Below are 12112 nucleotides of genomic sequence, written 5' to 3'. Positions count from 1 at the left end.
GTGCGGGTCGGGTGACGCCCACGGCGTCGTGCCGAGAGGAGCCCAGGATGAACGACCCGGCGGACGAGAACGAGACGCTGTCGCTCACCATCACCGGGCGGTCCGGTTCCTGGGTGGTGTCGGGCGTGCTCGGTGACGAGCCGGTCGAGCCGCGCGCGATGGACGACGAGGCCCTCGGCGAGGTGCTGTCGATGGTCGTGCCCGAGGAGGACCGCGCCGACGCCGAGCCCCCGCCCGGCCGCCGCGTCGGCTGAGCCCTACAGCCGTCCGTCGGCTGAGTCCTACAGCCGTCCCCGCAGCAGCGAGGCCGCCAGCAGCGCCACCTCGACCTGCAGCCGGTCCTTCCCGACCGGGCGTCCGAGCAGCTCCTCGGCCTTGCGCACCCGGTAGTGCACGGTGTTCTTGTGCAGGTGCAGCCGGGCCGCGGCCCGGGTGTAGCTGCCGCCCTCGGCCAAGAAGACCCGCAGCGTCGCCCGGAGCTGGTCCACGCCCGGCTCCTCGCAGGTCAGCCCGGCCAGCACCCGGTCCACCCAGCGGCGCAGCTCGTCGGACCGGTCGGTCAGCAGCGCGGCGACCGCGACCTCGTCGAAGTCGGTGACCGCCGGGCGGGCCTCGTCGGTCTCGGCGACCGCCCGCGCCCGGACGGCCTCCGCCAGTGACCCGCGGAACCCGGCCAGGCCCCGGCCCGCTCCGCCGAGCGCGAGGTGCAGGTGCCCGGGCAGCCGGTCCCGCAGCAGTGCGACGTCGAGCGGGGGCACGTCGGGCGCGCTGTGCCAGGCCCACAGGGTGCGGCTGTCGGCGAGCACGGTCAGCGGTGGCCGGCTCGACGCCTCGCCGAGCAGCCGTGCCCCGGCCTGGAGGACGGCGTCGTCGACCGGCTCGCCCGCCGCCCCGGGCGCCCACAGCACCGCGGCCCGGTGCCAGCCCCCGACCGGGATCCCGAGCAGCTCGCGGGCGGCGGCCTCGCTCAGCGGTTCGGTCTCCAGGACCATCCGCACCCGCGCGGCGATGTCGGCGCCGGAACGCGTGCTCCACCGCCGTCGCTCGGTCTCGTAGATGTCGATCAGGCCTCCGATGACCTGGTCGATGTAGCGGTTGGTGCGGCCGGTCAGCTCGGACAGGACGGTGAGCGGGTCGGGACCCGGCCGGTCCAGCCGGCGCAGCGCGTCGATCGCCCACTGGTCGAACATGTGCTCGCCGAGCCGGTAGGCGCGCAGCAGCGCCTCCAGCGACAGCTCGTACTGGGCGAACCGGCGGGCGTACTCGGCGGCCGCCGGCGGCACCGTGATCTGCTCCATCGGGATGGCGTGCGCGAGCATCCCGACGATCGCCGACAGGTTCGCCGCGGTGCTCGCGACCATCAGCCGCCGGACCGTCTCGTCGTGCCGGAACTCCGGGATGACCCCGACGAACCAGTCGGTCATCTCGGTGGTCAGCTCGGGCAGCCGGGCCTCGATGTCGCGGGCGACGGCCGCCACGACCTCGTCGACGTCGGCGGGCACGACGACGAACCTAGAGCCAGGCCGGATCGAGGTCGACGGTGGTCCGGTCCAGCGACGCGAGCAGGTCGAACCAGGGCCCGGTCCGCGGCAGCTCGTAGCGGAAGAAGTACCGGGCGGCGGCCCGCTTGCCCCGGCCCAGGTCGTCGTCGCGGCCGGCGGCGGCGAGCAGCTGCTCCAGCCACACCCACGCGACGACGACGTGCCCGGTCGCCTCCAGGTGCACCGAGGCGTTCGCGAGCCGCGCCGCGACGTCGGGTTCGGCGTGCAGCGCGCGGGTCACCTCGACCAGCCGCACCCGGGCCGCGTCGAGCGCGTCGGCGTGCTCGGCCGCCTCGCCGCCCGCGGCGCGGCCCCGCGCGACGGTCGTGGCGAGCACCGCGTCGAGGGCGTCGAGCCCGGCGCCGCCGCGCATCGCGAGCTTGCGTCCGAGCAGGTCCAGTCCCTGGATGCCGTGGGTGCCCTCGTGGATCGGGTTGAGCCGGTTGTCCCGGTAGTGCTGCTCGACGTCGTACTCGCGGGTGTAGCCGTAGCCGCCGTGCACCTGGATCGCCAGGTCGTTGGCCGCCAGGCACCACTGCGACGGCCAGCTCTTCGCGATCGGGGTGAGCACGTCGAGCAGCAGCCCGGCCCGCTCGCGGTCGGCCGGGTCCTCGGCGGTGCGCTGGTCGTCGAGCAGCCGCCCGCAGTACAGGACCAGGCCCAGCCCACCCTCCACGTAGGACTTGCCCGCGAGCAGCATCCGCCGGACGTCGGCGTGGTCGACGATCGGGACCTGCGGCGCCGCCGGGTCCTTCGCGTCGACCGGGCGGCCCTGCGGCCGGCTCCGCGCGTACTCCACCGCGGCGAGCTGGCCGGTGTAGCCCAGCGCCACCGCGCCGGCACCGACACCGACCCGGGCCTCGTTCATCATGTGGAACATCTGCGCGAGCCCGGTGTGCGGCTCGCCGACGAGGTGTCCGACCGCTCCCGGCTCGCCGCCCGGGGTGTGCGCGCCCTCGCCGAAGTTCAGCACGGTGTTGGTGGTGCCGCGGTAGCCCATCTTGTGGTTCAGCCCGGCGAGCACGACGTCGTTGCGGTCCCCGTCGGGCAGGAACTTCGGCATCACGAACAGCGAGATGCCCTTCACCCCCGCCGGACCGCCGGGGATCTTCGCGAGCACCAGGTGGACGATGTTCTCGCCGAGCTCGTGGTCCCCGCCGGAGATCCACATCTTGGTGCCGGTGATCCGGTACGTGCCGTCGCCGCGGGGCTCGGCGCGGGTGGTGATGTCGGCCAGCGACGACCCGGCCTGGGTCTCCGACAGGCACATCGTGCCGTGGAAGCGGCCCTCCAGCATCGGCCGCACCCAGGTGTCCACCTGCTCCGGGGAACCGTGCGCGAGCAGCAGGTTCGCGTTCGCCGTGGTGAGCATGGCGTAGGCGAAGGTGCTGATGTTCGCCGCCGCGAACCACGCCGAGCACGCCGTGTGCACGACCTGGGGGAGCTGCAGGCCGCCCGCGTCGGCGTCGGCGGTGGCACCGAGCAGGCCGGTGCCGGCCAGCGCCGCCAGCGCGGGTGCCACCTCCGGGTGCATCTCGACGCGGCCGTCGACGAAGCGCGGCTCCTCGGCGTCGTTGCGCTTGTTGTGCGGGCGGAACCGCTCGGCCGCGATCTCGGCGCAGACGTCGAGGACGGCGTCGACGGTCTCCCGGGAGTGCTCGGCGAACCGCGGACGGGCGGTCAGCGCGGTGACGTCGAGCCAGTCGTGCAGCAGGAAGTCCAGGTCGCTGCGGGACAGCAGCTGCGACGGTGCGGCCATGACGGCTCCTTCGGGTCGGGGGCGGCGGATCGGGCGGGTCGGCGGGTCGGGCGCGGTGAGCGGGTCGGGGACGGGCCGCCGTCGAGCGGCAGGACCGTACCGGTGACCGACCGCCGGCCCGCGCGGCGAGGGGAACGTGGTGGGTACCGCGGCACGTCCGTCCCGGACGAGGATCGCGGTCCGCGTGGTGCAGCGCGAGGACCCGGCGCTGCTTTGTGTCCTCGGTACAACCGGCCCGGCCGGGTTCGTGATCCACGCCCATGGCGTCGGTCACACGGCGCTCCTACCTTGGGCGGGTCGATCGACGACGCCGTGTCCGACACCGAGGGGAAGGACCCCGATGCACATCGCCGTGCTCCCGCAGGATCGCGTCCGGGCTGCGCCGACCGGACCGTGCATCGCCGACGAGACCCGCGCGCTCGACAACGCGGCGTTCGCCGACGCCGTCGCGGGTGCTGCCGCCGCCCTGCACGCCGCGGGGGCCGGTCGGGGCGACGTGGTCGCGGTCGTGCTGCCCAACCGGGTCGAGCTCGTGGTCACCCTGTTCGCGGCCTGGCGGCTCGGGGCCGCCGTCACCCCGGTCAACCCGGCACTGACCGTCGACGAGGCGGGGCACCAGATCACCGACTCCGGCGCGGACGTCGTGGTGGGGGAACGGGCGGCGTCGCCGCTGGTGACCCTCGACGTCGCCGAGCTGGCCGGGGACCCGGCCGCCGCGCCGGAACCGGTCACCGACGACGACGCGCTGGCCCTGCTGATCTACACCAGCGGTACCACCGGGCGGCCCAAGGGCGTCATGCTCGACCACCGCAACGTCCGCGCCATGTGCGAGATGATCATCGCCGGGATCGGGCTCGACGACACCGACCACAGCCTGCTGGTCCTGCCGCTGTTCCACGTCAACGGCATCGTCATCTCCGTCCTGTCCCCGCTCCTGGCCGGCGGGCGCACCACGATCGCCGGCCGGTTCCGGGCGGAGACCTTCCTCGACGTGGTCGCCCGGGTCCGGCCCACCTACTTCTCCGCGGTCCCCGCGATCTACGCCATGCTCGCCGCCCTGCCCGCCGACGCGGTGGCCGACACGAGCTCGCTGCGCCTGGTCATCTGCGGGGCGGCGCCCATGCCCGCCGAGCTGATCGCCCGTGTCGAGGGCCGGTTCGACGTGCCGCTGGTGGAGGGGTACGGACTCTCCGAGGGCACCTGCGCCTCGACCCTGAACCCGCCCGGCGGGCCGCGCCGTCCCGGCACCGTCGGACTGCCGCTCCCGGGGCAGACCGTCGCGCTGATGGGCCCCGACGGCACCCTCGTCGACGACGGTCCGGGCGAGGTCGTGATCTCCGGTCCGAACGTGATGCGCGGCTACCTGAACCTGCCCGGGGCCACCGCCGAGACGATCCGCGACGGCTGGCTGCACACCGGCGACGTCGGCCGGTTCGACGACGACGGCTACCTGGTCCTGGTCGACCGGATCAAGGACATGATCATCCGAGGTGGGGAGAACCTCTACCCCAAGGAGATCGAGAACGCGCTCTACGCGCACCCGGCCGTGCACGAGGCCGCCGTGGTCGGTGCCGCCGACCCGGTCCTCGGCGAGGTCCCCGTCGCCCACGTGGCCCTGCTCCCCGGGGCCGTCGCGAGCCCGGAGGAGCTCGTCGAGCACTGCGCGGGGCGACTGGCCCGGATCAAGATCCCCACCCGGATCACGATCGTGGACGCCCTGCCGAAGAACTCCGTCGGCAAGATCGACAAACCCACCCTGCGCCGGGCGGCCGTCCCGACCGGCTGACCCGGCACGACCCGGCACGACACCGATACGACACCGACCTCCCGCGGACCGCCCCGGTCCGGCGGGGGAGCCGACCTGCCCGGAAACGCCCGCGGACGGCTACCGCATGCCACCCTCCGAAAGGGGATGAACAATGGGGTTCAAGACGGGGGACTTCCCCCCGGTCGATCTCGACACCTTCCTCGACAAGCCGCTGTTCGAACGCACGAAGGCGCTCGCCCTGCACTGGGTGGAGTACGGCTTCGGATCGCCGAAGATGATCCCGACGACCTACGTCGTCAAGCTGGTGGTCCTCTACGTGCTCGTGGGCACCACCCTGATCACCTGGACCTCCGGCGTCGGCCCTGTCTGGGACGTCGCGGGCTGGTGGAACGAGCCCATCGTCTACCAGAAGCTCGTGCTGTGGACGGTGCTGCTGGAGGCGATCGGCGTCGCGGGCTCCTGGGGTCCGATCGCGGGCAAGTTCAAGCCGATGACCGGTGGCATCCTGTTCTGGGCCCGCCCCGGGACCATCCGGCTGCGTCCGTGGAAGGCGGTCCCGGGGACCGACGGCGACACCCGCACAGTGCTCGACGTCGTGCTCTACCTGGGTCTGCTCGCCTCGCTGCTGACCGCTGTCGTGCTGCCCGGCGTGCCGAGCGCGTCGCTGTCGGCGGTGCTGCCCGACAACACCTCCGGTCTGGTCGCGCCGTGGCTGATGGTCGCGCCGATCGTGCTGCTGATCCTCTGCGGCCTGCGCGACAAGACGATCTTCCTCGCCTCCCGCGGTGAGCAGTACCTGCCGGCGATGGTGTTCTTCGGTGTCCTGCCCTTCGTCGACATGATCGTCGCGGCGAAGCTGCTGATCTGCGCGGTGTGGGTCGGGGCGGGCGTGTCCAAGTTCGGTCGGCACTTCACCAACGTGATCCCGCCGATGGTGTCCAACAGCCCGTGCGTCCCGTCGAAGTGGGTCAAGCGGGCCCACTACCGGGACTTCCCGCGCGACATCCGCCCGTCGAAGCTCGCGACGTTCATGGCGCACGTCGGCGGCACCACCGTCGAGATCATCACCCCGCTGGTGCTGCTGTTCTCCACCAACCACTGGCTGACGCTGGCCGGGGTGGTCCTCATGGTGGTGTTCCACCTGTTCATCACCTCGACGTTCCCGCTGGCCGTGCCGCTGGAGTGGAACATCCTGTTCGGCTACCTCGCCGTGTTCCTGTTCCTCGGCTTCCCCAACGGCGACGGCTTCGGCGTCACCGACATGTCCTCCCCGGCGCTGACCCTGGTGATCGTCGCCGCGCTGGTGTTCTTCCCGGTCCTCGGCAACCTGCGCCCGGACCTCGTGTCCTTCCTCCCGTCGATGCGCCAGTACGCCGGGAACTGGGCGTCGGCGCTGTGGACCTTCGCCCCCGGCGCCGAGGAGAAGCTCAACTCGATCGCGCACCGGCCGACCAGGAACCAGGTCGACCAGCTCCGGGCGATGGGCTACCCGGCCGCCGTCGCAGAGATCACCATGCAGCAGACGATCGCCTGGCGGTCGATGCACTCGCAGGGCCGCGGGCTGTTCTCGGTGCTGTCGGCCCGGCTCGACGACCTCGACTCCCGCACCGTGCGCGAGGCGGAGTTCACCTGCAACTCCTTGATCGGCTTCAACTTCGGCGACGGTCACCTGCACGACGCGCACATGATCGCCGCGGTCCAGCGGCGGGTCGGCTTCGCCCCGGGCGAGCTCGTCGTCTGCTGGGTGGAGTCGCAGGCGATCCACGCGAAGGTCCAGCACTACCAGCTGATCGACGCGGCGCTCGGCGTCGTCGAGCGCGGGTACTGGAACGTGGCCGACGCGGTGAACGAGCAGCCGTGGCTGCCGAACGGGCCCATCCCGCTGACCGTCACCTGGCGTGCCCCGCAGCGGTCGGCCGCCGACGAGGACACCGCCGGGGCCCCGGCGGTCTGAGTCCCGGCGGGGCGGGCGGAGCACGACGCCCGCCCCGCCGACCCATCCGACGTCCCATCGACGAAGAAGGAACGCACCATGGGTGACGCACTGAACGGCCGGGTCGCGATCGTGACCGGCGCGGGCAAGGGACTGGGACGGGCCATCGCGGAGCGCTTCGGCGCCGAGGGCGCGACGGTCGTCGTCTCCGACATCGACGAGGCCGCCGCGAAGTCGGTCGCGGACGGGATCGCGGGCGCCTCGTACCTGGCGTGCGACGTGCGCGACGAGGCGCAGGTGCAGGCGCTGGTGGCCCGCGCCGTCGAACGGCACGGCGGGCTGCACGTGATGGTGCCCAACGCCGGCGTCGGGCGGCCCGAGCCGCTGCTGGAGATGGACCTCGCCGCCTGGCGCGCGGTCACCTCGGTGAACCTCGACGGGGTCTTCCTGTCGATCCGCTACGCGGCCCCGGCGATCATCGCCGCGGGCGGCGGCACGATCGTCACCCTCGCCTCGGTCACCGCGACCACCGGTTCGCCGCTGATCGGCCACTACGCCGCCGCCAAGGCCGCCGTCGTGAACCTGACCAAGACCGCGGCGACGGGGTTCCGGCCCCACGGCGTGCGGGTCAACGCGCTGCTGCCCGGCTTCATCGACACCGACCTGGTGACGGCGGCGCAGCCGGGGTTCGAGGCGGCGCTCGGACTGCCCGCCGGCGGGTTCGACGGTCTCATCGCGCAGAAGCAGGGCGGCTACGGCACCCCCGCCGACGTCGCCGAGGCGGCGCTGTTCTTCGCCAGCGAGCGGTCCCGGTTCTGCACCGGGAGCGGCCTCGTCCTGGACGGCGGACTCGATGCGTCGCTGCTCTGAGGAGGCCCCCGGGAACCCCCGTCGCGTCTGCGTGGCGGTGTGGCGGACCGCCACGATGATCGGCTCGCCCGCGTCGTCGCGACCTGGCCCCCGCACCGCCGGGACACGGGGCCGGTCGTGAGCCGTCCCCGGGACGGGGCGTCCTGTGCCACCGGGTCCGGGTACAACTGCGACGGCGGGGGAACCACCTGCTGTCGGTCCGCTGGAACGGGAGAACACACATGAGCACCGCGACGGTCGTCGGTTCCGGTCCCAACGGTCTCGTCGCCGCCGCCGTGCTCGCCAGGGCCGGGGTCGAGGTCACCGTGCTGGAGGCCGCCGACGAGATCGGCGGTGGCACCCGCACGGTCGAGGCGATCGTGCCCGGCCTGCTCGTCGACCACTGCTCGGCGGTGCACCCGATGGCGGTCGGCTCGCCGGTCCTGGCCGAGCTGGGCCTGGACCGGCACGGGCTGCGGTGGCGCCTGCCCGAGGTCGACTGCGCCCACCCCCTCGACGACGGCGACGCCGGCGTCCTGCTGCGCTCCGTCGCCGACACCGCGGCCGGCCTGGTCGCCGACGGGCCGCTGTGGCGTGCGCTGTTCGGCAGCCCGTCCCGGAACTACGACGCGCTGTCCCAGGACTTCCTGGGCCCGTTGCTGCGCTTCCCGGGCCACCCGCTGCTGCTCGCCCGCTTCGGTGCGCCGACCGTCCTGCCGGCCGAGCTGCTGGCACGGGCGTTCCGCACCGAGCGGGGCCGCGCCCTGTTCCTCGGCACGGCCGCGCACGCGTTCCGGCCGCTGAACCGCCCGCTGTCGAGCGCGATCGGGATGGGCATCCTCACCGCGGGGCACCGCTACGGCTGGGGCGTCGCGCAGGGCGGCTCCCGGGCTATCTCCGACGCGCTGGCCGCGGTGCTCGCCGGACACGGAGCGAAGATCGAGACAGGCGTGCACGTCCGCTCCGCCGACGAGCTGGGCGACCCGGATGTCGTCGTGTGGGACGTCGGCCCCGACCGGCTCCCGCAGCTGCTCGGCGACCGTCTGCCGCCGCGGGCCGCGCGGGCCTACCGGCGGTTCCGGTACGGCCCGGCCGCGTTCAAGGTCGACTACGCGGTGCAGGGCGGGATCCCGTGGACGTCCCCCGGGGCGCGGCGGGCCGGGACCGTGCACGTCGCCGGGTCGGCCGCGGAGACCGCGCTCGTCGAGCGCGAGGTGCACGCGGGCCGGATGCCGGAGCGTCCGTTCGTACTGGTCGGGCAGCAGTACCTGGCCGACCCGACGCGGTCGGTCGGCGACGTGCACCCGGTCTACGCCTACGCGCACGTCCCGTACGGGTACACCGGCGACGCGACCGCGGCGATCACCGCGCAGATCGAGCGGTTCGCTCCCGGTTTCCGGGAGCGGGTCGTCGGGACCCTGGTCACCGACCCGGCCGCGTTCGCGGGGAACCCGAACTTCGTCGGCGGGAACATCCTCACCGGCGCCAAGGACCTGCGGCAGCTGGTCCTCGGGCCGCGCACGACGCTGCAGCCCTACGACACCGGAGCGCCGGGGCACTTCCTCTGCTCGGCCGCGACGCCGCCCGGACCGGGTGCGCACGGGATGTGCGGCGCGCACGCCGCGCGCCGCGCGCTCGCCCACCTGGGCCGCTGAGGGCGGCTCAGACGGGCTCGGGCTCCCCGCTGACCGCCACCACCCCGCCGATGTCCTGGCGCAGCCACGCCAGCAGCGTCGTGTCCTCCAGGGTCAGCGGCACCTCCGGCCCGCCCCACCCCAGACGGGTGGTGGGCCGGTGGACCAGCGCGTCCTCCAGCATCGCGGCCAGACCCTCGGTGGCCCGGACGGTGATACCGCCGTGCTCCACCGTCCTGCTGCCCGCAACGTCGGATTCGGCGTGCGGCCCCGTGCTGAGCACGTAGCCGGTCCCCAGACGGTCGTCGAACCCCGTCACCTGCACGACGGCTCCCTCCTGCCGAGTGCGCGAGATGTCGACGGTAGCGAAACCCCACCCCCGATCAGGGCGTACGGCGTGTGACGTCGTGCGTGCACCAGGTGAGGAGAACCGCGCGTGAGTACGGTCACGACCGACCCCGGTTTGCCGGGGCGCTACTCGTTGGTAACAATGAACGTCACAGTGGCACGGCGTGCCATTACGGCACGACCAGTGGCAGAGTCACCGGCTACGACGGGCGCGACGCCGCGGCCCACCCCGCTCTCGCGAGAGCGCGCGGCGCAGCACCGTCACGGTGACGCGAGACGGTCCGGACCCCGACGGGGCGGATCGCGAAGAGGACGACGCGGTGTGCGCGTGGGCGCAGGCCGCCGCGGCAGGAGGTCGAAGAGGTCCTATGAAGATCGTGACCCTGGTGAAGCAGGTGGCCGACACCTACTCGGAGCGGAAGCTGTCCGACTCCGACCACACCCTCGACCGGGAGGGTGCCGAGGCGGTGATCGACGAGATCAACGAGCGCGCCGTGGAGCAGGCCCTGCTGCTCAAGGAGGCGAACGACGGCTCCGAGGTCGTCGTCGTGTGCATGGGCCCGGACCGGGCCACCGACGCGATCCGCAAGGCGCTGTCGATGGGCGCGGACTCCGCGGTGCACCTGTCGGACTCCGCGATCCACGGCTCGTGCGCGGTGCAGACCGCGAAGGCGCTGACCAAGCTGATCGGCACCGTCGAGGGCTGGGACCTGGTCATCGCGGGCAACTCGGCCTCGGACGGCCAGATCGGTGCGGTCCCGGCGATGATCGCCGAGCTGCTCGGCGTGCCGTCGCTGACCCACGCCAACGAGCTGTCCGTCGAGGGCACCACGGTGAAGGCCAAGCGGGAGACCGACGAGGGCGTCACCCACCTCACCGCCGAGCTGCCCGCGGTGGTCTCGGTCGGGGAGAAGTCGAACGAGCCGCGCTACCCCTCGTTCAAGGGGATCATGGCGGCGAAGAAGAAGCCGGTGCAGACCCTCGACCTGGCCGGCGCCGGGATCGACCCCTCCGAGGTCGGGCTGGCGAACGCGCTGACCTCGGTCGTCTCGGCGTCGCCGAAGCCGCCGAAGCAGGCCGGCGAGAAGGTCACCGACGAGGGCGACGGCGGCGCGAAGATCGCCGAGTTCCTGGTCGGCCAGAAGCTGATCTGACGCTGATCGACGACCGACACCACTTCTGCACAGGAGATATTCATGGCTGAGGTTCTGGTCCTCGTCGACCACGTCGACGGCGACATCAAGAAGACCACCTACGAGCTGCTGACCGCCGCCCGCGAGCTGGGCGAGCCGTCGGCGGTCGTCGTCGGCCCGGCGGGCACCGCCGACAAGCTGGCCGACGGCCTGACCGAGCACGGCGCCGAGAAGATCTACGTCGCCGAGACCGACTCCACCGACTTCCTCTCCCCGGAGACGACGGTCCTGGAGTCGCTGGTGAACTCCGCCTCCCCGGCCGCCGTGCTGCTCGCGGCCACCGGCAACGGCAAGGAGGTCGCCGGCCGCCTGGCGATCCGCACGAACTCCGGGCTGCTGTCCGACGTCGTGGGCGTCTCCGCCGACGGCGTCTCGCACTCGATCTTCGGTGGTGCCTACACCGCAGAGGCGAAGGCCAACACCGAGCACCCGGTCATCACGGTGCGCCCGGGCTCGGTCGAGATCTCCGCGGCCGCCGGTGCGGGTGCCCGCGAGACCGTCGAGGTCCCGGCCCCGTCGGGGCGTGCCGCGACCGTGACCGGCCGTGAGCCGATCCAGGGCGGGTCGCGTCCGGAGCTGACCGAGGCGACGGTGATCGTCTCCGGTGGCCGCGGTGTCGGCTCGGCCGAGGACTTCAGCGTCGTCGAGGGCCTGGCGGACTCCCTCGGTGCCGCCGTCGGCGCCTCGCGTGCCGCGGTGGACTCCGGCTACTACCCGCCGCAGTTCCAGGTCGGCCAGACCGGCAAGTCGGTCTCGCCGCAGCTCTACATCGCCCTCGGCATCTCCGGCGCGATCCAGCACCGTGCCGGCATGCAGACGTCGAAGACGATCGTCGCGGTGAACAAGGACGAGGAGGCGCCGATCTTCGAGATCGCCGACTTCGGCATCGTCGGCGACCTGTTCAAGGTCGCGCCGCAGCTGCAGGAGGAAGTCGCCAAGCGCAAGGGCTGACCTCTCCGGTCGCCACACGCTCGACGCCCGGGTGCCGCGCGCACCCGGGCGTCGTCGTGTGTGCGGGGCCCGTTCACCTGCTCCTGCCTGCGACGACACCTGTCCGGGACCGTTCACTCCGATGCCACCGACGTGT

10 protein-coding genes are annotated in these 12112 nt (G+C 73.0%); 7 read left to right on the top strand and 3 right to left on the bottom strand.

What is annotated here, in order from left to right; genetic code table 11:
* Positions 1 to 47 precede the first annotated feature (47 nt).
* Positions 48 to 254, top strand: a complete 207-nt coding sequence (locus KPL57_RS18875; protein WP_020625245.1) for a hypothetical protein — start codon at positions 48 to 50, stop codon at positions 252 to 254.
* 27 nt (positions 255 to 281) lie between these two features.
* Here KPL57_RS18875 and KPL57_RS18870 read toward each other — a convergent pair whose 3' ends face one another.
* Positions 282 to 1502, bottom strand: a complete 1221-nt coding sequence (locus KPL57_RS18870) for a helix-turn-helix domain-containing protein (RefSeq protein ID WP_226352603.1) — start codon at positions 1500 to 1502, stop codon at positions 282 to 284.
* Between the two features lie 10 nt (positions 1503 to 1512).
* On the bottom strand, positions 1513 to 3300 hold the full coding sequence (locus KPL57_RS18865) for an acyl-CoA dehydrogenase (RefSeq protein WP_226352602.1): 1788 nt from the start codon (positions 3298 to 3300) through the stop codon (positions 1513 to 1515).
* A gap of 340 nt (positions 3301 to 3640) precedes the next feature.
* Here KPL57_RS18865 and KPL57_RS18860 point away from each other — a divergent pair, with 340 nt between their 5' ends.
* The 4 genes from KPL57_RS18860 (at position 3641) to KPL57_RS18845 (ending at position 9505) form a co-directional block, all read left to right on the top strand.
* On the top strand, positions 3641 to 5086 hold the full coding sequence (locus tag KPL57_RS18860; protein ID WP_226352601.1) for a class I adenylate-forming enzyme family protein: 1446 nt from the start codon (positions 3641 to 3643) through the stop codon (positions 5084 to 5086).
* A gap of 133 nt (positions 5087 to 5219) precedes the next feature.
* Entirely contained in the window at positions 5220 to 7022 is a 1803-nt protein-coding gene (locus tag KPL57_RS18855) for a DUF3556 domain-containing protein (RefSeq protein WP_226352600.1), read from the top strand.
* Between the two features lie 78 nt (positions 7023 to 7100).
* Positions 7101 to 7871: an SDR family oxidoreductase gene (locus KPL57_RS18850; protein ID WP_226352599.1), complete on the top strand. Its 771-nt coding sequence runs from the start codon at positions 7101 to 7103 to the stop codon at positions 7869 to 7871.
* A 221-nt stretch (positions 7872 to 8092) separates the two neighbouring features.
* Positions 8093 to 9505 (top strand): NAD(P)/FAD-dependent oxidoreductase, encoded by a 1413-nt coding sequence (locus tag KPL57_RS18845; RefSeq protein ID WP_226352598.1) that lies wholly within the window; start codon positions 8093 to 8095, stop codon positions 9503 to 9505.
* Between the two features lie 7 nt (positions 9506 to 9512).
* Here the strand turns inward: KPL57_RS18845 and KPL57_RS18840 are convergent, their stop codons facing one another.
* A complete protein-coding gene (locus KPL57_RS18840) occupies positions 9513 to 9809 on the bottom strand; it encodes a hypothetical protein (protein ID WP_020626656.1) in 297 nt (98 codons plus the stop codon).
* Positions 9810 to 10200: 391 nt separating this feature from the next.
* On the opposite strand from KPL57_RS18840, the gene KPL57_RS18835 reads away from it, so the two are divergent.
* Both KPL57_RS18835 and KPL57_RS18830 read left to right on the top strand, forming a co-directional pair.
* Positions 10201 to 10986 (top strand): electron transfer flavoprotein subunit beta/FixA family protein, encoded by a 786-nt coding sequence (locus KPL57_RS18835; protein ID WP_020626655.1) that lies wholly within the window; start codon positions 10201 to 10203, stop codon positions 10984 to 10986.
* Positions 10987 to 11028: 42 nt separating this feature from the next.
* Positions 11029 to 11976, top strand: coding sequence for an electron transfer flavoprotein subunit alpha/FixB family protein (locus KPL57_RS18830; RefSeq protein WP_226352597.1), 948 nt, complete (start codon positions 11029 to 11031; stop codon positions 11974 to 11976).
* The last annotated feature ends 136 nt before the right edge of the window (positions 11977 to 12112 follow it).

The sequence above is a fragment of the Pseudonocardia sp. ICBG601 genome, from assembly GCF_020496245.1.
This window is presented reverse-complemented; position numbering and strand designations above follow the sequence as displayed.